21 protein-coding genes are annotated in these 23,350 nt (G+C 39.1%); 14 read left to right on the top strand and 7 right to left on the bottom strand.

Annotated elements, in window-relative coordinates; all coding sequences use genetic code 11:
• The first annotated feature begins 64 nt into the window (after nt 1-64).
• The 3 genes from ADA56_RS02220 (at nt 65) to ADA56_RS02210 (ending at nt 2,866) form a co-directional block, all read left to right on the top strand.
• Complete coding sequence (locus tag ADA56_RS02220; protein ID WP_049366156.1) at nt 65-1,534, top strand: L,D-transpeptidase family protein; 1,470 nt, start codon at nt 65-67, stop codon at nt 1,532-1,534.
• A 75-nt stretch (nt 1,535-1,609) separates the two neighbouring features.
• Nucleotides 1,610-2,170, top strand: coding sequence for a YcbK family protein (locus ADA56_RS02215; RefSeq protein WP_049365945.1), 561 nt, complete (start codon nt 1,610-1,612; stop codon nt 2,168-2,170).
• A gap of 66 nt (nt 2,171-2,236) precedes the next feature.
• Nucleotides 2,237-2,866, top strand: coding sequence for an MBL fold metallo-hydrolase (locus ADA56_RS02210; protein WP_049365946.1), 630 nt, complete (start codon nt 2,237-2,239; stop codon nt 2,864-2,866).
• 165 nt (nt 2,867-3,031) lie between these two features.
• Here ADA56_RS02210 and pepT read toward each other — a convergent pair whose 3' ends face one another.
• A complete protein-coding gene (pepT, locus tag ADA56_RS02205) occupies nt 3,032-4,267 on the bottom strand; it encodes a peptidase T (RefSeq protein ID WP_049368977.1) in 1,236 nt (411 codons plus the stop codon).
• A 278-nt stretch (nt 4,268-4,545) separates the two neighbouring features.
• On the opposite strand from pepT, the gene potA reads away from it, so the two are divergent.
• The 4 genes from potA to ADA56_RS02185 all read left to right on the top strand — a co-directional run bounded on the left by potA (nt 4,546) and on the right by ADA56_RS02185 (nt 8,495).
• Nucleotides 4,546-5,664, top strand: coding sequence for a spermidine/putrescine ABC transporter ATP-binding protein PotA (potA, locus tag ADA56_RS02200; RefSeq protein WP_005698520.1), 1,119 nt, complete (start codon nt 4,546-4,548; stop codon nt 5,662-5,664).
• A complete protein-coding gene (gene potB / locus ADA56_RS02195; protein ID WP_005695833.1) occupies nt 5,648-6,508 on the top strand; it encodes a spermidine/putrescine ABC transporter permease PotB in 861 nt (286 codons plus the stop codon). Before potA ends, potB begins: the two co-directional genes overlap by 17 nt.
• A complete protein-coding gene (gene potC / locus ADA56_RS02190; RefSeq protein ID WP_005695832.1) occupies nt 6,508-7,278 on the top strand; it encodes a spermidine/putrescine ABC transporter permease PotC in 771 nt (256 codons plus the stop codon). The genes potB and potC overlap by 1 nt, the downstream gene beginning before the upstream one ends.
• A gap of 134 nt (nt 7,279-7,412) precedes the next feature.
• Entirely contained in the window at nt 7,413-8,495 is a 1,083-nt protein-coding gene (locus tag ADA56_RS02185) for an extracellular solute-binding protein (RefSeq protein ID WP_049368976.1), read from the top strand.
• Between the two features lie 74 nt (nt 8,496-8,569).
• Here ADA56_RS02185 and ADA56_RS02180 read toward each other — a convergent pair whose 3' ends face one another.
• From ADA56_RS02180 to ADA56_RS02155, 6 genes are all read right to left on the bottom strand, one after another.
• Entirely contained in the window at nt 8,570-9,910 is a 1,341-nt protein-coding gene (locus ADA56_RS02180; RefSeq protein WP_049368975.1) for a replication-associated recombination protein A, read from the bottom strand.
• 53 nt (nt 9,911-9,963) lie between these two features.
• The gene (gene lolA / locus ADA56_RS02175; protein WP_049365952.1) at nt 9,964-10,590 is read right to left on the bottom strand and encodes an outer membrane lipoprotein chaperone LolA; all 627 of its coding nucleotides are present in this window, start codon (nt 10,588-10,590) and stop codon (nt 9,964-9,966) included.
• 36 nt (nt 10,591-10,626) lie between these two features.
• Nucleotides 10,627-13,416 carry a DNA translocase FtsK gene (locus ADA56_RS02170; RefSeq protein WP_049368974.1) on the bottom strand — a complete coding sequence of 930 codons (2,790 nt, stop codon included), beginning with the start codon at nt 13,414-13,416 and terminating at the stop codon, nt 10,627-10,629.
• A 2-nt stretch (nt 13,417-13,418) separates the two neighbouring features.
• Nucleotides 13,419-13,898 carry a leucine-responsive transcriptional regulator Lrp gene (lrp, locus tag ADA56_RS02165; protein ID WP_005695827.1) on the bottom strand — a complete coding sequence of 160 codons (480 nt, stop codon included), beginning with the start codon at nt 13,896-13,898 and terminating at the stop codon, nt 13,419-13,421.
• 82 nt (nt 13,899-13,980) lie between these two features.
• Nucleotides 13,981-15,360 carry a DNA repair protein RadA gene (radA, locus tag ADA56_RS02160; protein ID WP_049368973.1) on the bottom strand — a complete coding sequence of 460 codons (1,380 nt, stop codon included), beginning with the start codon at nt 15,358-15,360 and terminating at the stop codon, nt 13,981-13,983.
• Between the two features lie 26 nt (nt 15,361-15,386).
• Complete coding sequence (locus tag ADA56_RS02155; protein WP_049368972.1) at nt 15,387-16,409, bottom strand: inorganic triphosphatase; 1,023 nt, start codon at nt 16,407-16,409, stop codon at nt 15,387-15,389.
• Nucleotides 16,410-16,546: 137 nt separating this feature from the next.
• Here ADA56_RS02155 and ADA56_RS02150 point away from each other — a divergent pair, with 137 nt between their 5' ends.
• From ADA56_RS02150 to ADA56_RS02120, 7 genes are all read left to right on the top strand, one after another.
• Nucleotides 16,547-17,227, top strand: coding sequence for a TIGR00153 family protein (locus ADA56_RS02150; RefSeq protein ID WP_049368971.1), 681 nt, complete (start codon nt 16,547-16,549; stop codon nt 17,225-17,227).
• A 36-nt stretch (nt 17,228-17,263) separates the two neighbouring features.
• Nucleotides 17,264-18,526, top strand: a complete 1,263-nt coding sequence (locus ADA56_RS02145; protein WP_049368970.1) for an inorganic phosphate transporter — start codon at nt 17,264-17,266, stop codon at nt 18,524-18,526.
• A 74-nt stretch (nt 18,527-18,600) separates the two neighbouring features.
• Nucleotides 18,601-19,209, top strand: a complete 609-nt coding sequence (locus ADA56_RS02140) for a TIGR04211 family SH3 domain-containing protein (protein WP_049365958.1) — start codon at nt 18,601-18,603, stop codon at nt 19,207-19,209.
• A 61-nt stretch (nt 19,210-19,270) separates the two neighbouring features.
• Nucleotides 19,271-20,515: a multifunctional CCA addition/repair protein gene (locus ADA56_RS02135; RefSeq protein WP_049368969.1), complete on the top strand. Its 1,245-nt coding sequence runs from the start codon at nt 19,271-19,273 to the stop codon at nt 20,513-20,515.
• Between the two features lie 64 nt (nt 20,516-20,579).
• Nucleotides 20,580-21,203, top strand: a complete 624-nt coding sequence (gene lolB / locus ADA56_RS02130) for a lipoprotein insertase outer membrane protein LolB (RefSeq protein ID WP_005698818.1) — start codon at nt 20,580-20,582, stop codon at nt 21,201-21,203.
• The gene (ispE, locus tag ADA56_RS02125) at nt 21,203-22,120 is read left to right on the top strand and encodes a 4-(cytidine 5'-diphospho)-2-C-methyl-D-erythritol kinase (protein WP_049368968.1); all 918 of its coding nucleotides are present in this window, start codon (nt 21,203-21,205) and stop codon (nt 22,118-22,120) included. Before lolB ends, ispE begins: the two co-directional genes overlap by 1 nt.
• 11 nt (nt 22,121-22,131) lie before the next feature.
• Nucleotides 22,132-23,079, top strand: coding sequence for a ribose-phosphate pyrophosphokinase (locus ADA56_RS02120; protein WP_005695817.1), 948 nt, complete (start codon nt 22,132-22,134; stop codon nt 23,077-23,079).
• Nucleotides 23,080-23,350 lie beyond the last annotated feature (271 nt).

Below are 23,350 nucleotides of genomic sequence, written 5' to 3'. Positions count from 1 at the left end.
ACTTTGGCAGATGAAAAAAACTGAAGTGCGGTTATTTTTTATGAATATTTTTAAAGGTACAGCAATGTTAAAAGGAACAATGAAATTAAGCGCATTAGTCTTATCATTATCAATGATGACGTCAGGTTGTGCATTAGCTGAATGGGCTAAAACAGTTGGACAGCCTCAACAAGCCGAAAATAAAGGCGTTGATATGTCTAAATTAAGTCCAGAAGAGCGAGCAAAACTTGAAGCTGAAATCAAAGAAGATCAAGCTCGTCTTGCCGCTGAAAAGCAAGCGATGCTAGAGATGTCATTAACGCATGAAATTGGTGAACAAAATCTACAGTTCAAACCAATTTTGGCTAAATTATATGCCGATAATAAATATGACCTAATGTGGAAAGACAAGGCGGCTGAGAAACAATTCCTACGTGAATATGCAGCCATGGTGGCATCTGGTATTTCTAAACGTTCAGCTCAATCGTTAGTCAATTTACATAACGCTGAAAAAACGGGTGGACTCACCTATGATGTGTTGTTAAGTGATGCTTTCCTTGATTACTTGTATTACAGCAAGAACGTAAATCAACAAGCACAACGTTGGTTATATGCAACGAATGCTTATAAACCAGAATTACCAAATCAAGAAGTTATCGACCAATGGCAAAGTGCAGTTAAAAACAATGCTGTTTCTGGTTTTATAAACGGATTATCTAACCATAATCGTTTATATCGTGAAACGGTACAAGCACTTCCATCGATGATTTCAGCTTCAGGTATTTCTGCAATGGGTAAAAAACTTGCCCTTAATGCACAACGCTTACGCGTCATTCCTGATTTTGAAAATGGAATCTTTGTTAATATTCCAAGCTATCAATTGAAATATTATCGTGATGGTAAAGCAATTTTAGAATCACGCGTTATCGTAGGGAAAAATGAACGTCGTACACCGGTAATGTACAGCCGTTTGAGCAATGTGGTTGTTAATCCACCTTGGAATGCCCCTACACGCTTAATTAATGAAGATATTTTACCGAAATTAAAACGTGACCCTGGGTATGCGGCTGCACACAACTACTCTATTTTGGATAGCAAAGGTAATACTATCGATCCTTACTCAATTAATTGGAGTAGCATCGGTGATAAATTCCCGTACCGAATCCGTCAAGCAGCTGGCGACAGTGCATTAGGTAACTATAAATTTAATATGCCAAGCTCTGATGCGATTTATCTTCACGATACACCAAATCATAGCTTATTCAGCAAAAAAGACCGAGCATTAAGCTCAGGTTGTGTGCGTGTAGAAAAATCCGATCAACTTGCCTCTATTCTGTTACAAGAAGCTGGTTGGTCAGAAGATAAAAAACGTAACGTTTTAGAAAGTAAGAAAACAACGTCTGCGAGCATTCGTACAAATGATCCTGTATTCTTATATTATGTAACTGCATGGGTTGAAAACGGCCAAACACAGGTTTTACCGGATATTTATAAATACGACGATGCCGCGACTTTTAATGGTATTGACTGGGCTGTTGTAAAAAAATATCTTTAAACAATGTTCACGCTAGAACTTTTTAAAGAAAAAATTGTCTAGGGTGAGAGATGGGTAATAAAAGAGACTAAAAAAATGGGTAACATTGACAAAAATCGTCGTAAATGGCTTTCATTAGGCGGCATCGTTTTAGGCGCAAGCATGATGCCGAGCACGGTGTTAGCGATGGTCTCTACCCCTAAACCTCGCATTCTTAGCTTTTATAATGTCAATACCAATGAACGATTAAGCGGTGAGTTCTCTGCAACGACTGGATTTAATCGTTCATTACTTGGTAAACTTGATTACTTCATGAGAGATCGCCGTACTGACCAAGTACGCCGAATGGATCCGAATCTCTTCATGAAGTTTTATCATTTACAAAGTGATTTAGGTTTACGTACTGCACAAATTGATGTGATTTGTGGCTATCGTAGTGCAGCGACAAATGCCATGCGTCGTAGACAAAGTCGTGATGTAGCAAGCAACAGCTATCATATTAAAGGCCAAGCGATTGATTTTAAAATCCCTGGTGTACCTTTAGCAAGATTACGCCAAGCGGCTGAAAATCTTGATAGCGGTGGTGTAGGATATTACCCGTATAGTAATTTTATTCACGTGGATACTGGCCCTGTAAGAACATGGCGTGGTGCATAAAAAACAGTTTAATTTTAGACCGCACTTTAGTGCGGTTTTTTTTGTTATCAACGATAAGGAAAAAAGATGAATATTGAAATTATTCCAGTTACAGCCTTTCAGCAAAATTGCTCACTTATTTGGGATGATGAAAAAAATGCGGCAATTATCGATCCTGGTGGTAATGCGGAAAAGCTTATTCAACGCATTGAGGAATTAGAATTAAACCTAAAAGCAGTCTTATTGACGCATGGTCATCTTGATCATGTAGGTGCGGCAGAAACGATTCGCGATCATTTTAACATTGAAATTTGGGGCTCACAGGAAGATGATCGTTTCCTTTTTGAAAGTCTACCACAGCAATCTCAGCAGTTTGGCTTACCTTATATTTCTGCATTTACACCTGATCGCTGGTTTAATCAAGAAGGAGAAAAAATTCAAATTGGTACATTTACCTTTGAAATTCTTCATCTTCCTGGTCATACACCTGGCCACATTGGTTTTATTGAACATGAAAAAAATATTGCTTTTACTGGCGATGTCCTTTTCCAAAACAGTATTGGTCGTACAGACTTCCCTCGTGGAAATTTCGACACATTGATCTCATCAATCAAAAATAAATTATTTACATTGAACGATGATATGGTTGTTATTGCAGGACATGGCCCTTACACCACCATTGGACAAGAAAAACGAAGCAATCCGTTTTTGAAGTAAAGATCTGAATTTAGGGTAAAAAAAAGCTCCTAATTTCTTAGGAGCACCAAAAAGGAATTTATGAATAAAATCTCTAAAGTTTAGCTTTATCAAAGGAATCTCGATAAAACGCTAACGATTATATTGACATATTCTGACAAATGCAAGCTTTTTCTTTACACTAATTTACAAATCTTTACAGTTTGCTATTTTTATAACCACTTCGACGGCTTTTTCCATCCCTTCAAGGGTCACTAATTCATGTTTGCTATGGAAATTATAGCCACCAGTAAAGATATTTGGACAAGCTAATCCTTTTTCCGCTAAAAATGCCCCATCGGTTCCACCCCGTATTGGTTTGTGATTTGGTGTAATACCACAAGCTTTCATTGCTGCATCAGCAAGTTTAATCGCCTGTGGAACATTTTTGACAGTGTCATACATGTTTTTGTAACTGTCTTCAATCACACATTCCACGGGCTCTTTCAAGCTTTTCTCTCTATTAAATTTTTCCACCAGTTGATAAATAAACGCCTTGCGTTGCTCAAAATTAGCTTGGTCAAAATCTCGAATCAGATAATGTAATTCAACTTTCTCAATATCCCCTTTAAAATCATCTAAATGGAAAAAACCTTCTTTTCCTGATGTTTTTTCGGGAACATCATCTTTTGGAAAGCCTTGTTGAAACTCACAAGCTAAGGTAAGCGCATTCACTAATTTGTTTTTCGCATAACCCGGATGAATACCTCGACCTTTAAAGGTAATTTTTGCCGTTGCCGCATTAAAGTTCTCATACTCGAGCTCGCCCACTTCTCCCCCATCAATGGTATATGCCCAATCACAAGGAAAATCGTCTAATGGGAAATAATGCATTCCTAAACCAATTTCTTCATCAGGCGTAAATGCCACTCGAATATTGCAATGTGGGATATTTTCCTGTTGTAAGACAGAAAGTGCGGTCATAATTTCTGCGATTCCGGCCTTATTATCCGCACCTAGTAAAGTGGTTCCATCTGTCACAATCAAGGTTTTACCAATAAGCTGATGTAAAAATGGATAATAAACAGGGCTAATAAACTCTTCCCCTAAACCTAATGCGATATCTCCTCCCCGATAGTTTTCAATCACTTCGGGTTGAACATTTTTACCGCTACATTGTGGTGAGGTATCTAGGTGAGAAATAAAACCAATGGTTTGTGTTAAATCAGGATGATTTGAGGGTAAATAAGCCGTGACGACGGCATGCTTAGTCACATTGACATCTTGTAAACCAAGTTCAATTAATTCTTGCTGCAAATGCAAAGCTAATTTCATTTGTCCTGGCGAACTGGGTGAATGTTTTGCAGACGATTTAGATTGCGTATCAAACGCGACATAAGTTAAAAATCGCTGTAATAATTCATTGTTATTATGTTCTTCCATTTTAAAATTCTCCTTTATATCGGCACTAGTCTAATCCCAAAATTCGTTACAGTTCTTGATATATAACAATAAAGTAGAGAGTTATAAGATTTTCTGAAAAAAGTGCGGTCAAATTTTCGATAATTTTTTTCCTAAAAACACGATTAAATCCTTTTCATCATTAACAATTCGCTATATCATATCTGTTCAATTTTATGTCGCCCCTGCATCATTTTTTGCAGGTTTATTTCTACTCAGTACCAATCAAATTGGTGAAATTAGGGAGAAAACCAAAGCTAGTGGAAAATCTGGTTCAAAACAAGCCTATTATTGAGCTTCGTTCTATCAAAAAATCCTATGGTTCCAACACAATCATTAATGATTTCAATCTAACCATTAATAACGGTGAATTCGTCACAATTCTTGGCCCTTCTGGCTGTGGTAAAACTACAGTTTTGCGTTTATTAGCGGGTTTAGAAGAATTAGATGAAGGTCATATTATTTTGGACGGTGAGGACATTACTAATGTTCCGGCGGAAAAACGCCACATTAACACCGTATTCCAAAGTTATGCATTATTCCCGCATATGACTATTTTTGATAACGTGGCTTTTGGTTTGCGTATGCAAAAAGTGGCAGAAAGTGAGATTAAACCTCGTGTTCTGGATGCATTGCGTATGGTGCAATTAGAGGAAATGGCCGACCGTAAACCAGCTCAACTTTCTGGTGGTCAGCAACAACGTATCGCGATTGCTCGTGCTGTTGTGAATAAGCCAAAAGTATTGCTACTGGATGAATCTTTATCTGCGCTGGATTATAAGTTACGTAAACAAATGCAAAACGAACTTAAACAATTACAGCGTCAACTTGGCATTACCTTTATTTTCGTTACTCACGATCAAGAAGAAGCAATCACCATGTCAGACCGTATCGTCTTATTGCGTAAAGGTAAAATTGCACAAGATGGTTCACCACGTGAAATCTATGAAGATCCTGCCAACTTATTCGTCGCTCGCTTCATCGGTGAAATCAACGTATTTGATGCCACTGTGATTGAACGTAAATCTGACGATGAGCTACTTGCTAACGTAGAAGGTCGTGTATGTGATATTCACACCAGTATCTCTGCTGAAAAAGGTCAAAAACTACAAGTGTTATTACGCCCAGAAGATATTGTGATTGAAGAGCTTGACGAAAATGAGCACTCAAATGCAATTATCGGTCGCATTGTGGATCGTACCTATAAAGGGATGACACTTGAGTCTACAGTAGAATTTGATCATAACGGCAAACGCGTATTAGTAAGCGAATTCTTTAACGAAGACGACCCACATATGGATCACAGTGTTGGTCAACGTGTAGGTATTACATGGCACGAAGGTTGGGAGGTTGTACTCAACGATGAAGATAATCAATAATAAATTCCAGAAAATTACTGTTGCAATTATCTTCAGTTGGTTAATCTTCTTTGTGCTAATTCCAAACTTATTAGTATTAACCGTAAGTTTTTTAACCCGAGATGGTAGCGACTTTTATGCTTTGCCATTTACTTTAGATAACTACACTAACCTGTTTAATCCGCTTTATGCGCAAGTGGTGTGGAACTCATTGTATATGTCTGGCATCGCGACGATTATTTGCTTACTGATTGGCTATCCATTTGCCTTTATGGTCAGCAAAATTAATCCAAAATATCGTCCATTTTTGTTATTCCTCGTGGTATTGCCATTCTGGACAAACTCACTGATTCGTATCTATGGGATGAAAGTCTTCCTTGGTGTGAAAGGTGTGTTGAATACCATGTTAATGGATATGGGCATTTTGAGTGAGCCTATTCGTATTTTAAATACCGAAGTAGCTGTAATCATTGGTTTAGTGTATCTCCTTTTACCATTTATGATTCTACCGCTCTACTCTGCTATTGAAAAATTAGATGGCCGTTTATTAGAAGCGGCAAGAGATTTAGGCGCGAATGCAGTTCAACGTTTCTTCCGTGTAATTTTGCCATTAACCATGCCAGGTATCGTAGCGGGTTGTTTATTAGTATTACTACCTGCAATGGGTATGTTCTATGTAGCTGACTTACTGGGTGGTGCGAAAGTGTTATTAGTCGGTAACGTGATTAAGAGTGAGTTCTTAATTTCTCGTAACTGGCCATTTGGTTCGGCAATCAGTATCGGCTTAACCATCTTAATGGCATTGTTGATTTTCGTTTACTATCGTGCAAATAAATTGTTGAATAAGAAAGTGGAGTTAGAATAATGAGTCGTTTACTGCGTAATATTTTTATGTTTGTGGTATACGCTTATTTGTATATCCCAATTATTATCTTGGTGACTAACTCCTTTAACGAAGACCGTTATGGTTTAAGTTGGAAAGGCTTTAGTTGGAACTGGTATGAGCGTTTATTTAATAACGATACCTTAATCCAAGCGGCGTTCCACTCTGTCACGATTGCTTTCTTTGCTGCAACCTTAGCAACTATTGTGGGTGGTTTAACCGCGATTGCACTTTATCGCTATCGTTTCCGTGGTAAACAAGCAGTAAGTGGTATGTTATTTATCGTCATGATGTCACCAGATATCGTAATGGCGGTTTCTCTACTTGCCTTATTCATGGTTGTAGGGATTTCGCTTGGTTTCTGGTCATTATTGTTAGCGCACGTAACATTCTGTCTACCTTATGTTACCGTAACGATTTTCTCTCGCTTAAATGGCTTTGATGCAAGAATGCTTGAAGCGGCGAAAGATTTAGGTGCTAGCGAAGTCACTATTTTGCGTAAAATTATCCTACCACTTGCCTTACCTGCAGTGGTATCAGGTTGGTTATTAAGCTTTACTATTTCATTAGATGATGTTGTTGTATCCTCTTTCGTAAGTGGTGTAAGCTATGAAATCCTACCGTTGCGTATCTTCTCACTTGTAAAAACAGGGGTAACACCAGAAGTAAACGCGTTAGCAACGATTATGATCGTGCTTTCATTAGGATTAGTCATTTTAAGCCAATTAGTTACACGCAAAAATAATCATTAAACATTGATATAAAAAGGTTTCACAAATCTTTTAAGATCAAATAGAATACGCCTTGACGCACAATCAAGGCGTTTTTTTATACCTGCATTAATGCAGGTGGTTTTTTACCCCTCTTTTACGGAGAACAAAGAAAAATGAAAAAATTTGCAGGTTTGCTTACTGCCGGTTTAGTTGCCGCTACATTAACTGCTTGTAACGACAAAGAAGCCAAGTCTGATGCAACAAAAGCACAGACTCCAGCAAATGATACTGTGTACTTATATACTTGGACTGAATACGTACCAGATGGTCTTTTAGATGACTTCACAAAAGAAACTGGTATCAAAGTTATCGTAGCAAGTCTTGAATCTAATGAGACGATGTATGCCAAAATGAAAACCCAAGGTGATGCAGGTGGTTATGATGTTATTGCACCATCTAACTACTTCGTATCTAAAATGGCACGCGAAGGCATGCTACAAGAATTAGATCACAGTAAATTACCTGTTATCAAAGAATTAGACCCTGATTGGCTCAACAAACCTTATGACAAAGGCAATAAATACTCGCTTCCTCAGTTGTTAGGTGCGCCAGGTATTGCATTTAATACCAATACCTATAAAGGTTCTGACTTCACTTCTTGGGGTGATTTCTGGAAACCTGAATACGCAAACAAAATCCAATTATTGGATGATGCGCGTGAAGTATTCAATATTGCGTTATTAAAAATTGGTCAAGATCCAAACACCAAAGATCCAGCAATTATCAAGCAAGCTTATGAAGAGTTATTGAAATTACGTCCAAACGTACTTTCTTTCAACTCTGATAACCCTGCAAACTCTTTCATCTCTGGTGAAGTAGAATTAGGTCAATTATGGAATGGTTCTGTACGTATCGCGAAAAAAGAACAAGCGCCATTAAATATGGTGTTCCCAAAAGAAGGTCCTGTTCTTTGGGTTGATACTTTAGCGATTCCTAAAACCTCTAAAAACCCAGATGGTGCACACAAGTTAATTAACTACTTGTTAGGTGCAAAAGCAGCGGAGAAATTGACTTTAGCGATCGGTTACCCAACAGCTAACCTTGAAGCGAAAAAAGTACTTCCAAAAGAAATTACAGAAGATCCATCTATCTATCCACCAGCAGAAATTCTTCAAAAAAGCTACTGGCAAGATGATGTAGGTGATGCGATTCAATATTATGAACAGTATTACCAAGAGTTAAAAGCAGCAAAATAATGCGCTTTTAAGTGATAACAAAAAGTGCGGTCAAATTTGACCGCACTTTTTTATATTTACCATTTTCGAAGAAACTATTTATAGCGTTTTTTTGATGCGCTTTTATCTTGCTCTTGTAAACGTTCAAGTTTTTCTTTAATTTGAATTTCCATCCCTCGATTAGTTGGGAAATAATACTGGGTATCTTTCAGTTCGGGTGGAAAGTAATTTTCTCCTGCGGCATAAGCATTTGGCTCATCATGTGCATAGCGATATTCAGCGCCATAGCCTAATTCTTTCATTAAAGCCGTTGGCGCATTACGTAAATGAGGTGGCACATCAAAATCAGGAAACGCTTTCGCATGCTGTTTGGCTGCATTAAATGCGTTGTAAACCGCATTACTCTTCGGTGCTACCGCTAAATAAATAACAGCTTGAGCAATAGCCCGTTCTCCTTCATAGGCGCCCACCCTCGTAAAACAATCCCAAGCTGCGAGAGCCACTTGCATTGCGCGAGGATCAGCATTGCCTACATCTTCTGAGGCAATCGCTAATAAACGTCGTGCAACATAAAGAGGATCGCCGCCGGCAGTGATAATTCGTGCATACCAATAAAGTGCCGCATCTGCTGCTGAGCCACGAATGGATTTATGTAAAGCAGAAATCAAATCATAAAAACGATCGCCTTGTTTATCAAAACGTGCTTGTCGTTCTCCTAATACTTCTTTCAACAAAGTGCGGTCTAATTTTTTACCGTTTTCTGTTTCAGGAGCCATATCAACCATCAGTTCAAGACAATTTAAAGCCAGGCGCGCATCACCATTCACATATTCGGCTAATACCTGTAGCAAATTCTCTTCTAAAACTAACCGCTCTTTACCTAATCCTCGTTCAGGATCAGAAATCGCCTGTTGTAGAACTTGTTCGATTTCAGCAACTGTCAATGACTTGAGGAGATAAACTCTCGCACGAGAAAGTAAGGCATTATTTAATTCAAAGGAAGGATTTTCTGTTGTCGCACCAATAAAAATAATCGTCCCATCTTCAATATGGGGTAAAAACGCATCTTGTTGGCTTTTGTTAAAGCGATGCACTTCATCCACAAATAAAATCGTTTGGCGATCTGCAAGTCGATTTTGTTTAGCTCGCTCAATTGATTCTCGAATTTCTTTCACGCCGCTTGTTACCGCAGAAATTCGTTCAACTTCTGCATTGATACGATGAGCAATAATTTCCGCCAGTGTTGTTTTACCTGTACCCGGCGGTCCCCACAGAATCATAGAATGAACATGCCCAGCTTGAATTGCTTTACGAAGCGGCTTTCCTTCCCCAATTAAATGCGTCTGCCCATAATATTGCTCCAAATTAGTTGGTCGCATACGGGCAGCTAAAGGGCGAAAGTCATTTTCAGCAAAATCAAAATTAAGATTAGACATATTCTTTCCTTAATAAGCAAAAGGTGTGAAGATTATCATTCACACCTTATGGATTATTTTTTACCTTTACGTTGGTCATCCAATTCAACACCTTTCGGTACGCTAAATTGGAATAAGCTATCAGCTAAGGTTTGGTTTGTAATGTTGCGCAATACATAAAGATTGGTTTGACCATCTTTTTCTGTCGTGCTGAAATTTTTTAACACACCATTTGCATCGACACGAATATCAAATTGTTTAATATTGCTATTTTTCGCCTTTGGTTTTAACACAAAGGTATCCGCATTCTGTGTCACTGAATATTGATTCCAGTGACTTTTATCGTTACTGGTTAAAAGTACAAAAGGTGTATTATTGACTGCATCCTTCACCCATTGAGCTGTCACTTGTTGTACGAATGGATCGTAATACCAAAGGGTTTTACCATCTGCAATAATTTGTGTTTCTTGCGGTGATTTGGTATCCATACGGAAAAGATTTGGACGTTTAATTTGAAGTTTTCCACTTCCTTGTTGGACGTTTTTACCGCCAACAGAGGTCACAGTTTGAGCAAAATCAGCACTCAATACTGTCACTTGATTTAAGCGATTTTGCAGCTCATCTGCCGCATCGGCAAAAGCAAAACTACTTGCGCTTAAAAGTGCTGTAAGTGCGGTCATTTTTAATAATGTTTTTTTCATTCTACTTTCCTTTTTGTAAAGTTAAACTTAAGAGAATTAATATTCGGAACGTCGAGCTAAAATTTCTCGTTTTCCATTTTTCATTGGGCCTAAAATACCTTGTTCTTCCAGCTGATCCATAATTCGAGCCGCTCGGTTAAACCCAACACTAAATTTGCGTTGAACATAAGAAGTCGATGTATTACCTGTGCTTAAGACAAACTCAACGACGTCATCAAATAATGCATCAAGATCGCCACTACTTGCCGTTGATTTCTCACCTGAGTCTTCATCATCCGCGCCGTCTAAAATACCATCGATATAATTTGGTTTACCACGTGCACGCCAATCATCTGCTACACGGGCCACTTCATCATCACTCATAAAGGCACCATGTACCCGAACAAGATCCGAAGAACCTTGACCTGAATATAACATATCACCACGGCCCAATAAGGCTTCTGCACCGCCCTGATCCAGAATCGTTCTAGAGTCAATTTTACTTGCTACAGTAAAGGCGATACGGCTTGGAATGTTAGCCTTAATCAAACCTGTAATCACATCTACTGATGGGCGTTGTGTGGCTAAAATCAGGTGAATACCAATTGCACGAGCTTTTTGTGCTAAGCGCGCAATCAACTCTTCAATTTGTTTACCCGCAACCATCATTAAGTCCGCAAACTCGTCGACGATCACGACAATATAACTCAATTTTTCTAATGGAGGCGGCATCTTATCCATTGTATCGCCAGGCTTCCAAATTGGGTTTGGAATTGGCATATTGAGTTTTTCATATTCTTCAATTTTTTCGTTATACCCTTCAATGTTACGCACACGTAAGGCGGATAATAATTGATAGCGGCGTTCCATTTCTTCTACGCACCAACGCAGTGCATTTGCCGCTTTCTTCATATCCGTCACTACTGGGGTAAGTAAGTGTGGGATATCGTTATAAATAGAAAGCTCAACCACTTTCGGGTCAATCATAATAAATTTCACTTGATCCGGTGTTACGCGGAAAAGCAAACTTAAAATCATGGTGTTCACACCAACAGACTTACCTGAACCTGTTGAACCTGCCACAAGCAAGTGAGGCATTTTAGCCAAATCAACCACAACGGGTTTTCCGCTGATATCTTTACCTAAAGCCATTGAAAGCAACGATGTTGAGGAACGGAATTCATTACTATCGAGCACATCACGCAATGGCACCATTTGGCGGTGAGCATTTGGCGTTTCAATACCAATATAAGGTTTGCCAGGAATCACTTCTGCTACACGAATCGCACGGAACATCAAAGCACGTGCTAAATCGGTATCAATACTGGTGACTTTTGATGCTTTTACACCCGGCTGTAATTCAAGCTCATAACGAGTCACCACTGGGCCAACTAACACATCTTGTACCGTTGCTTTGACATTAAAATTCTTTAATTGTTGTTCTATACGTGCGGATGTGTCTAAAATTTCTTCACGCGTAATATCTTGAGCCTGTGTAGGACGATGCTCAAGTAAATCTAAACTTGGTAATGGTGTCGTCGGTTTTTCACGTTTATTCGTTGGTTGTTGGAATGCTGGGTGAATAAGCGTATCAGAATACGGCTTATAGGTTGTTTCAGTTGCATTCTCAATATGAATTTCACGCGCTTTAGGTGCTGAAACTGCCGGTTCATTTAAGATCACTTTTAATGCATCTTCAGCATTTGCAGCTTTTGCACGCACTTCCATTTCTTGCAAACGTGCTTGCTCTTGTGCGGCAAACTGACGTGCTAATTCATCTTCTAAACCATCATTTTCTGATTCTAAAGGTTCATCATAAGTTGGATAAAGTGCGGTTATATTTTCAGGTGTTTTAAGTGACACTTTTGGCATCACATTTTCTTCAAAAATGTCATCTGATTCATCCACACCTTGATGATTCACTTGTGGATTTTTCCATGTGGCTGAAAAATCTTCTTTTGTCGGTAATTCAACAGAAGAAGTGGCAGAAATAGACACATTCGGTAAATTGTCAGATTCAACCGTGAAACCTTTAAACTTATCTTCTAATTTTTCAACATCTGCAGGCTCTGAAACACTCGGTGAGGATAATCCACTGATATTAATTAGCTGCTCAGGCTTCACAAAAGCATTTCCAGACTCATCCTCTTTTTTATCTTCTGCTGATTCTGTTTCCAATTGAGAATCAGGAAAAGCGAGTTGTTGAGGTGCCTCAATCACAATTTGTTCAAGCTCATCTACAGAAGTATGCTCTGCCTGCTCCTCTTCTGCCGGCTGATTTTTCATGGTTAGCCAATGGTAGAATTTCACAATTAAACGAATTAATGATGCACCAGAACAGAAAATAAAGCCCACTACCGCACAGATAAAGCCCACTAAAATACAGCCAAACTTGCCAAGCGTAGGATATAAGTTCACTACTAAACTGCCACCAAACACGCCTCCAGCTAAATAGTAGTTCGTATTTGAAAGCAACAATGTGGCCATCATGGTTAAACCAACGATGAGAGCAATAAAGCCAAAGGAACGTAATGCAATACGGGTTGCAGAGAGAGAATGAACCGCTTTGGTTTTCAGTAAATAGATCGGTACGATGAAAATGACAAACGGAATGAGGTGACCTACATAGCCGAGAAAAACAAAAAACGCATCAATTAACCAAGCACCGAAAGCACCGGCTTTATTAATGGTTTCAGTTTGAAAACTTGCTGTAGACCAAGAGTTATCTAATGGCGTATAGCTTGACCATGCCACGATTAAATATAAACCTAAAAGTGCGGTCAATCCGAGTAATAATTCTGCTAAATATTGTTTCGGTGTAAATCGTTTTGTAATTCGTTTAATCATTTTTATTTTAGTACGAGATAATTAGTTTGTTTCACTTCTTCCATGACGACATAAGTTCGGGTGTCATTCACACCGGGTAAGCGCAATAATGTGGTACCTAATAATTTTCGATATGCCGCCATATCAGCTACACGTGTTTTGAGTAAATAATCGAAATCACCTGATACTAAATGACATTCGAGAATTTCATCAAGCGCTTGAATCGCAGCATTAAACTCTTCGAAAACATCCGGTTTACCACGCACAAGCGTGATTTCAACAATAACCAATAAAGGGGCATCCAGTAATTCAGGATTTAGTAGTGCGCGATAGCCCATAATCACACCTTGTTTTTCTAGGCGTTTTACCCTTTCTAAACAAGGCGTTGGCGATAACCCCACTTTCTTTGATAAATCGATATTAGAGATTTTACCGTTGCGTTGTAATTCATTTAAGATTTTGATATCAATGCTATCCAACGCTTTATTTAATTTCTTTTCCATAACCTTTCCTTATGTACGGCACATATTCTATCTAATTTATCAAAAACTTTCAGTAATCAGACAACAATAGGACAACGTTTTTTTAGAAATTATCCAAAATGGCAAGTGCATCAGAGAGTTTTTTCACCGTAAAAACTTCCATATTTTCGACCGCACTTTTCGGCTTGTTGGCAAAAGGCACAATCGCGCGTTTAAAGCCATGCTTTGCCGCTTCACTAATACGCTCTTGACCACTGGTCACCGGGCGAATTTCACCCGCTAACCCTACTTCACCAAAGACAACTAAATCTTGTGGTAATGGGCGATTACGGAAACTGGAAATTAATGCGAGCAATAACGCAAGATCCGCGCCTGTTTCCCCAACTTTTACCCCACCAACGACATTCACAAAAACATCTTGATCCGACATTTGTAATCCCCCATGACGATGCAATACCGCAAGCAATAAGGCTAAACGATTTTGCTCTAACCCCACCGCCACACGACGCGGATTTGCAAGCATGGAATGATCCACCAATGCTTGAATTTCGACTAAAAGCGGACGAGTACCTTCCCATAGTACCATCACGGAACTACCTGGTGTTTGCTCATCTCCTCGGCTTAAGAAAATCGCCGATGGATTTTTCACCTCACGCAAACCTTGCTCTGTCATACCAAATACGCCAAGCTCATTCACCGCACCAAAACGGTTTTTATGGCTACGTAACGTACGGAAACGGGAATCTGCCTCCCCTTCCAGTAATAAGGAACAGTCAATGGCATGTTCCAATACTTTCGGACCGGCAAGAGTGCCGTCTTTCGTGACGTGTCCAACCATAATGATAGCGACCTGTCGAGTTTTCGCATAACGAGTCAGGAAAGAGGCACATTCACGCACTTGTGCCACACTTCCTGGAGAAGATTGAATATCCGAAAGATGCATAACCTGGATCGAGTCTACTACGATAATTTGAGGTTTCAGCTGATCCGCCAGATTACAAATTTGCTCAACCGATGTTTCAGATAACATATTTAATTTATCTGTCGGTAGATTTAAGCGATTAGCTCGCATCGCCACTTGTTGAAGTGACTCTTCCCCCGTCACATAAAGTGCGGTCATGTTTTTCGCTAATCCGCACATCACTTGAAGTAACAAAGTACTTTTACCTGCACCTGGATGACCACCAATTAAAATGGCACTCCCTGGCACGATCCCGCCGCCTAACACGCGATCTAATTCTTTAAACCCACTGGTGAAACGCGGTGTTTCTTGTAAACTAATTTCAGAAAGCGTTTGGATTTTTGCGCGAGTTTCTCCTGCATAACCACTAAAACGATCATTTTTGGTGGAATTTGAGGCTGAAATTAACCGCACTTCACTAATCGTATTCCACGCTTTACAGGCAGAACATTGCCCTTGCCAGCGCGAAAATTCAGCGCCACAATCATTACATACATAAGCGGTTTTAGGAGCTTTTGCCATTTTTACTATCCTTTAGAGAACCCGTTTTACGCCATCAACATCATTAAACCAAGCATTCTTTCAAAATACGCACGACTCTTTAGTAATGCTTTTAACTTTTCAATAGTTTGAACATTATCTTTTGTCTCACTATGAAAGGTAATCAAGCCTTTAATTTCATTTAGGAAAAACTGATTACTTGCTAATAACTCAGCTGATTGACTTTCTTCCAGTTTTTCAAACAAGGCTTTGTTGTCATCATAATAATGATAAAGGTTAAAAAATGCGCCAACACGTTCAACGGTTTTCATAAAATCGAAAGCAAACACATCTGTTGGGAATGAAAGGGTTTCTTCAATTAATTGCTGTTCCATTTTCATGACCGCACTCAATTTCTGGCGAGAATCTACCGCACTTCCCTCACGTTCCTCTTTTAAGAAATCACGCCATTTATTTAACCAATCAATTAAAAGAGGTTTGCTACCTAATTGATAGCCGCGTTTCGCTTTGCTTGCTGAACTAAAATAAATATCCTGTTCAAAAGGTAAAAGTGAGACAAAATGGAAAAGATCTGAAACGAGCCCTTCTTTTAATTCGAATTCAATTTCACAAATAGGCTGTGTTTTTTCCTCTGATAAAATTTTCCCTTGATCAAAAGCCACTTCAATTTTTGATGTCCCAAACGCAATTAACCAAAAAGTGCGGTTAAAATCTGTTGAGAAAATAGGCTGTAATGCAGCAGAAGGTAAATTTTCAAATGGATACAATGAGGTTAATTGTTCCGTTGTGGGTACTGAATTATCAGGTATAGATAAATTGTATTCTGGACGGCTATGCAATCCGCCAACCACTTTTCCGTCTGTTTTTAAAGTGAGTGTGAAATCATTATTTTCCTGACGGACACGCAATCCCATTTTTTGTTTAGCTAAGAAATGGTCGGGATAATCGAAATAGGTATTTCCCAGAAAGACTGTATTTTGTTCTAAGATTTTGAATTGATTGAGATGTGTTTTTAAGGCATCGAAAGCCTCAGAGGTAACTGCAAGCTTTAATTCAACTTCATTACTCATTTTATTTTCCTTATCATTTTTAACTGTTTAAATATACAGATATTTTTATACAAATCAAGATCTTTTTCGTGTATTTCCTTATAAAATCAGGTAATATGCAACCGAAATTTTAACCCTTGTTATGGAGTAAAACACCTATGGCAATGAATAATATTCTCGGATTATTTGCCCATTCTCCTTTAAAACCACTGCAGAAACATTCTGACAAAGTGACCGAATGTTGTGATTTATTAATTCCATTCTTCCAACATACCTTTGTAAAACAATGGGATGATGCGGAAAAAACACGTCTAGATATTTCTCAATGTGAACGTGAAGCAGATAGTTTAAAACGCGAAATCCGTTTGAAATTGCCTCGCGGTTTATTTTTACCCATTGATCGTACTGACTTACTCGAATTAGTCACCCAACAAGACAAATTGGCTAACTATGCTAAAGACATTGCTGGCCGTATGATCGGTCGCCAATTTGGTATTCCTGAAGAAATGCAGGAAGAATTTTTGCATTATGTTCAACGTAGTTTAGATTCTATTCATCAAGCTCATTTAGTGATTGAAGAAATGGATAAACTACTTGAAACCGGTTTTAAAGGCCGTGAATTAAATTTAGTGAACCATATGATTCAAGAGCTAGACAGCATTGAAGATGATACGGATCAAATGCAAATTAAATTGCGCAAAATGCTCTACACGATTGAAAGTCGTTATAACCCTATTGATGTGATGTTCTTATATAAAATCATCGAATGGGTAGGCGTATTAGCTGATCAAGCTCAACGTGTTGGATCTCGCATTGAATTAATGCTAGCCCGTTCCTAATTTTGACGACATTAACTACAACATAGGGAAATCACTATGGAAATTATTAATGCATACGGTTCGTGGTTAGTCTTAATTACCGCGGTATTCGGTTTTTTTATGGCATTTGGTATTGGTGCCAACGACGTATCAAACTCAATGGGCACCTCAGTTGGTTCTGGGACCATTACAGCCAAACAAGCAATTATTATTGCTCTAATTTTTGAATCTGCCGGCGCGTATTTAGCTGGTGGCGAAGTAACTGAAACCATCAAAAGTGGTGTGATCGACCCTACTCAATTTGTTGAAATGCCAGACGTATTGGCATTAGGGATGCTTTCTGCCCTCTTTGCCTCAGGTGCTTGGTTGTTTATCGCCACAAAAATGGGCTGGCCTGTTTCTGGTACTCATACCATCATCGGGGCCTTAATTGGTTTTGCTTGTATTACGATTGGCCCAAGTTCTGTTGACTGGTCTACCATCGGTGGGATTGTGGGAAGCTGGTTTATCACCCCCGTGATCGCAGGACTTTTAGCTTATATCATCTTTGCAAGTATACAGAAACTCATTTTCGATACCGAAGAACCGCTGAAAAACGCACAAAAATATGGCCCTTACTACATGGCGATCACCGTATTCGTACTTTGTATCGTGACTATGGCAAAAGGTTTAAAACACGTTGGTTTAAATCTTTCCAATAATGAAACGCTCGTTATTTCATTACTTATCAGTGTTGTTGGTATGATCTTCTGCCATTTCTACTTCCGCAGTAAAGCATTTACTGCAAAAGCAAGAAAAGGATCATTCGGCTCAGTAGAAAAGATTTTTAGTATCTTAATGCTTCTAACCGCTTGTGCAATGGCATTCGCGCATGGTTCTAATGACGTAGCCAATGCAATTGGTCCGCTTTCTTCTGTGGTATCAATCGTGCAAAATGGCGGGAAAATCCTCAGTGGTGGTGATTTAGCTTGGTGGATTTTACCTTTAGGTGCATTAGGTATCGCTGTTGGTCTTATCGCAATGGGACAAAAAGTGATGGCAACCGTAGGGTCAGGTATTACCGATTTAACCCCTAGCCGTGGTTTTGCTGCACAATTTGCAACCGCGATGACTGTTGTTGTGGCATCGGGTACGGGTTTACCTATCTCCACTACGCAAACTTTAGTGGGCGCAATCTTAGGTATCGGTTTCGCACGTGGTATTGCAGCGCTTAACTTAACGGTTATCCGTAACATCATTAGTTCATGGGTTGTGACGTTACCTGCTGGTGCATTCTTTGCGATTGTGATTTTCTACATCCTTCGCGCGATTTTCCACTAGTATAATTATTAAAAGTGCGGTTATTTTTCATTTCATTTTCCAACCGCACTTTCTTCATGAATCTAGGAAGTATTATGTCAAAAGTGAGCAAACTTTTATTTTCTTGTGTTCTATTGGGCTCAACCATTGGAACTGTACAGGCTGAAACGCAATATGTGACAGAAAATCTGAATACATATTTACGCCGTGGTGCAGGTGATCAATTTAAGATCGCAGGTGCTATCCAATCTGGCGAAGCGGTAACCGTCTTGGAACAACAAGGAAAATACACCCTGATTCGTGATAATAAAAATCGCGAAGCTTGGATTTTAACTTCTGAACTAAGTACTACACCAAGTAGCCGTGAAGAAAATCCAAAATTAAAAGCACAGGTACAAGAATTAACGTTAAAACTGAATCGTGTCGATTCAGATTGGCAACAACGTACAAACGAAATTCAACGCCGTAGTAAACAAGCGGAACAACAAAGCAGTGAATTGCTTGAACAAAATTCACAACTTAAACGTGAATTAGAAATGACGAAAAACAAAAATCGTGATTTAGAAGCGATGCTTGATGCCAATAAACGTGAAATTGCGATTCAATGGTTTATTTATGGCGGCTCGGTATTAGGCGTAGGTTTGTTAATCGGTCTTGTATTACCTCACATTTTACCTAGACGTAAACGCCGTGATAGCTGGTAATGATTCATCATTGAGGTAGGCATTTGCCTACCTTTTCTTTATATTTTGACGGGAGAGCAAAATGGAAATTTATCTTGTCGGCGGTGCAGTACGTGATCAACTTTTAAGTTTACCGATTAAAGATCGTGACTGGGTTGTCGTGGGCGCTACACCAGAAATGTTGTTAGCTCAAGGTTACCAACAAATTGGCAAAGACTTCCCCGTTTTTCTCAATCCTGAAAACCATGAAGAATATGCACTTGCTCGTACAGAACGAAAATCAGGTAAAGGTTACACCGGATTTATTTGTGATTTTTCAGATGAGATTACGCTTGAACAAGATTTAATTCGTCGAGATCTCACCATTAATGCCATTGCCCAAGACAAAGATGGCAAGCTGCACGATCCTTATCATGGTGTAGAGGATATTCATCAACGTATTTTACGTCATATTTCACCTGCTTTTGCTGAAGATCCACTGCGTGTATTACGTGTTGCACGCTTTGCGGCTCGCTTTCATCATTTAGGTTTTTCTATTGCCGAAGAAACCCTTAAATTAATGGCTGAACTCACTGAACAAGGTGAACTCGCCCACCTAACGGCTGAGCGAGTTTGGATGGAAACAGAAAAAGCATTAAACGAACCACATCCTGAAATTTATTTTGAAACACTACATCAAGTCGGTGCACTCAAAGTGCTCTTTCCTGAGATTGCCGCCTTAGACGGTGTACCGAACCCAGCCAAATACCACCCTGAAATTGACAGCTTTATTCATACCATGCTCGTATTGCAACAAGCGGTTAAACTCACAGAAAATACCAATTTGAATAAAAGTGCGGTTCGTTTTGCCGCGATTTGTCATGATCTTGGAAAAGCCCTTACACCAAAAGAAATGTGGCCAAGTCATCATGGTCATGAAAAAGCGGGGATTAAACCAACTCGCTCATTATGCAAACGCCTTAGAGTGCCTAATTATATTCAAGAATTAGCCGAATTAACTTGTGAATATCATACGCATGTGCATAAAGCTTTAGAACTTCGCCCTGAAACAGTGGTGAAACTCTTTAATACGTTTGATGTTTGGCGTAAACCTCAGCGCTTCGAAGAATTTCTATTAGTATGTTTATCTGATACTCGTGGACGAACGGGCTTTGAAAATAAAGAATATCCGCAAATTGATTATCTCAAAGCGCTTTATCAAGCTGCCCTTGCTGTTGATGTACAGCAAGTCATTGCAGATGGTTTTGAAAAACAAGGTATTCGAGATGAATTAACGCGTCGAAGAATTACCGCGGTGAAAGCGGAGAAAACACGCTTAAATGCTTAATCCATCTTTACTAAAAGTAAACTAACCCTTACAATATGTGCAATTTTTTAGTAAATATTTTGTTATGAAATTATTAAAATCTCTTCTAGCACCTGTATTTGCAAGTGTGATCTTATCCGCTTGTACTCTTGATGCAGAGCGCCCAACAGATGTTCAACATATCGATAAAAACGATATTACGTGGCAACAACACCTCAAAAAAATCAAACAAATTCAATCTTATAGCACTAAAGGACAAATTGGTTACATCAGTCCACAAGAGCGTTTTTCGAGCCGCTTTGAATGGCAATATCAAAACCCAAAAGCCTATAAGCTAAAACTTTATTCTCTGATTAGCAAAACGACACTAACTATGGAAATGCATCCAAACGGTATGACAATTTCAGATAATAAAGGCAACCAACAATCTGATAAAAACGCTAAATTATTGTTACGTGAAATCATCGGAATGGATGTGCCATTAGAGCATTTATCTTATTGGTTAAAAGGTCAGCCAGCTGATAATGCAGATTACCAAGTTGGAACGAATCATCTTTTATCCGAATTTAGCTACCCACTTGATGGATCGATGTGGACAGCCGATTACTTAAGTTATCATGCAGATAATTCGATGCCTGAAAATATTCTGTTAAAGAACAAAAGTACATCGCAAACCCTAAAAATTCGTGTGGATGAATGGGCGTTCTAATGAAAACACATCACTTTTCAACCGCACTTTCAACTTCTCTTGGAAAGCCTAACCGCTTTCCAAGCCCCGCAAAACTCAATTTATTTCTCTATATAAACGGTAAACTGCCAAACGGCTACCACGAATTACAAACGCTTTTCCAATTTCTTGATTTCGGCGATTGGCTCACCATTGATATTCGCCAAGATAAACAAATCCACATCACACCAGAAATTCCTGGCTTACCTCTAGAACAAAATTTAATCTATCGTGCAGCGACACTACTACAGGAAAAAACAGGCTGTACGCTCGGTGCCACAATTCATTTAGATAAAATTCTGCCAATGGGCGGTGGTATTGGTGGCGGTTCATCCAATGCGGCAACTACCCTCCTTGCTTTAAACTATTTATGGCAAACCCATTTATCCATTGATGAACTTGCTGAGCTTGGGCTAAAACTTGGTGCAGATGTCCCCATCTTCGTTCATGGCCAAGCCGCTTTTGCAGAAGGCGTAGGTGAAAAAATCCAATACTGTGAACCACAAGAAAAATATTATGTGGTACTAAAACCTGAAACTGCGATTTCTACTGCAGTGGTCTTTAGTGATCCCGATTTGCCTCGCAATACAGAAAAAAGATCCCTTGCCGAACTTTTGAATCAACCGTTTGCAAACGATTGCGAAAAAGTCGTGCGAACTCAATATCCTGAAGTTGAAAAAGCCCTACTATGGTTGCTACAATATGCACCAGCCAGATTAACCGGAACCGGCGCTTGCGTTTTTGCTGAATTTGATGATGAAAAATCAGCACAAGCTGTTTTCCAACAAAAACCGAAGGAATTTTTCGGCTTTGTTGCTAAAGGATTAAACGTTTCACCATTACATGTGATGTTGAAACAACTCTCGACCAACCAATCTATCTATCTACACTCAACCTGAGGTTATATAAAATGCCAGACATTAAACTCTTTGCTGGAAATGCTACGCCTGAGCTAGCGAAAAAGATTTCTGAACGTCTTTACATTTCATTAGGCGATGCCACTGTTGGACGCTTTAGCGATGGTGAAATCCAAGTGCAAATTAATGAAAATGTGCGTGGTGCAGACGTGTTTATTATTCAATCTACTTGTGCACCAACGAATGACAACCTGATGGAATTGATTGTAATGGTTGATGCTTTACGTCGTGCATCTGCCGGCCGTATTACTGCCGTTGTTCCTTATTTTGGTTATGCTCGTCAAGATCGTCGTGTGCGTTCTGCTCGTGTTCCAATCACTGCAAAAGTGGTGGCAGATTTACTTTCAACTGTAGGGATTGACCGCTTATTAACTTGTGACTTACACGCAGAGCAAATCCAAGGTTTCTTTGATGTACCAGTTGATAACGTATTCGGTTCACCAGTTTTACTTGATGACATCTTGAAGAAAACGGATCTTGTCAATCCTATTGTTGTTTCTCCGGATATCGGTGGTGTTGTTCGTGCTCGTGCAGTAGCGAAATTATTAAATGATACAGAGATGGCGATTATCGATAAACGTCGTCCACGTGCAAACGTATCACAAGTTATGCATATTATCGGGGATGTTGCAGATCGTGATTGTATCCTTGTGGATGATATGATTGATACAGGTGGTACATTATGTAAAGCGGCTGAAGCATTAAAAGAACGCGGTGCAAAACGCGTATTTGCTTACGCAACTCACGCCGTTTTCTCTGGCGCCGCTGCACAACATTTAGCGAGCGATGCCATTGATGAAATCGTGGTAACGGATACTGTGCCACTTTCACCTGAAATGAAAGCACTTGGTAAAGTACGCGTGCTGACTCTTTCAACTATGCTTGCTGAAGCAATTCGTCGTATCAGCAATGAAGAATCTATTTCAGCAATGTTTGAATAATTTTTTCGCTTAGTATTCATTTTAAAAGTGCGGTCAGAAAATCCAATGTTTTTTGACCGCACTTATTTTTATATCGACTAAAAATAAGGCAAAAAAAAGTGCCCCACTGGGGCACTACTCGGAAAGCAAAATAGATGTCGGCTATTTAAAAATAGCACTTGTTTTTAGTGATTTAAGAATACGGCAAAGTCCTTTATATTGCAAATAGCAATGTTCAAATTTGTGAGCTAAATCACGCTTTTTCTTCACTTTTTTATGTTTAATCGTTTTC

Origin of the sequence: Parahaemophilus parainfluenzae (assembly GCF_001055095.1) — a bacterium.
GTDB lineage: Bacteria > Pseudomonadota > Gammaproteobacteria > Enterobacterales > Pasteurellaceae > Haemophilus_D > Haemophilus_D parainfluenzae_Z.
This window is presented reverse-complemented; position numbering and strand designations above follow the sequence as displayed.

Coding starts and splice junctions, on each gene's coding strand:
- potC (WP_005695832.1), top strand. CDS start 6,508: ATGAGTCGTTTACTGCGTAATATTTTTATGTTTGTGGTATACGCTTAT.
- ADA56_RS02145 (WP_049368970.1), top strand. CDS start 17,264: ATGGAAATTATTAATGCATACGGTTCGTGGTTAGTCTTAATTACCGCG.
- ADA56_RS02140 (WP_049365958.1), top strand. CDS start 18,601: ATGTCAAAAGTGAGCAAACTTTTATTTTCTTGTGTTCTATTGGGCTCA.
- lrp (WP_005695827.1), bottom strand. CDS start 13,898: ATGGAAAAGAAATTAAATAAAGCGTTGGATAGCATTGATATCAAAATC.
- ADA56_RS02210 (WP_049365946.1), top strand. CDS start 2,237: ATGAATATTGAAATTATTCCAGTTACAGCCTTTCAGCAAAATTGCTCA.
- ADA56_RS02220 (WP_049366156.1), top strand. CDS start 65: ATGTTAAAAGGAACAATGAAATTAAGCGCATTAGTCTTATCATTATCA.
- ADA56_RS02180 (WP_049368975.1), bottom strand. CDS start 9,910: ATGTCTAATCTTAATTTTGATTTTGCTGAAAATGACTTTCGCCCTTTA.
- ADA56_RS02150 (WP_049368971.1), top strand. CDS start 16,547: ATGGCAATGAATAATATTCTCGGATTATTTGCCCATTCTCCTTTAAAA.
- ADA56_RS02120 (WP_005695817.1), top strand. CDS start 22,132: ATGCCAGACATTAAACTCTTTGCTGGAAATGCTACGCCTGAGCTAGCG.
- ispE (WP_049368968.1), top strand. CDS start 21,203: ATGAAAACACATCACTTTTCAACCGCACTTTCAACTTCTCTTGGAAAG.
- ADA56_RS02185 (WP_049368976.1), top strand. CDS start 7,413: ATGAAAAAATTTGCAGGTTTGCTTACTGCCGGTTTAGTTGCCGCTACA.
- ADA56_RS02135 (WP_049368969.1), top strand. CDS start 19,271: ATGGAAATTTATCTTGTCGGCGGTGCAGTACGTGATCAACTTTTAAGT.
- lolB (WP_005698818.1), top strand. CDS start 20,580: ATGAAATTATTAAAATCTCTTCTAGCACCTGTATTTGCAAGTGTGATC.
- ADA56_RS02215 (WP_049365945.1), top strand. CDS start 1,610: ATGGGTAACATTGACAAAAATCGTCGTAAATGGCTTTCATTAGGCGGC.
- lolA (WP_049365952.1), bottom strand. CDS start 10,590: ATGAAAAAAACATTATTAAAAATGACCGCACTTACAGCACTTTTAAGC.
- potB (WP_005695833.1), top strand. CDS start 5,648: ATGAAGATAATCAATAATAAATTCCAGAAAATTACTGTTGCAATTATC.
- ADA56_RS02170 (WP_049368974.1), bottom strand. CDS start 13,416: ATGATTAAACGAATTACAAAACGATTTACACCGAAACAATATTTAGCA.
- ADA56_RS02155 (WP_049368972.1), bottom strand. CDS start 16,409: ATGAGTAATGAAGTTGAATTAAAGCTTGCAGTTACCTCTGAGGCTTTC.
- pepT (WP_049368977.1), bottom strand. CDS start 4,267: ATGGAAGAACATAATAACAATGAATTATTACAGCGATTTTTAACTTAT.
- radA (WP_049368973.1), bottom strand. CDS start 15,360: ATGGCAAAAGCTCCTAAAACCGCTTATGTATGTAATGATTGTGGCGCT.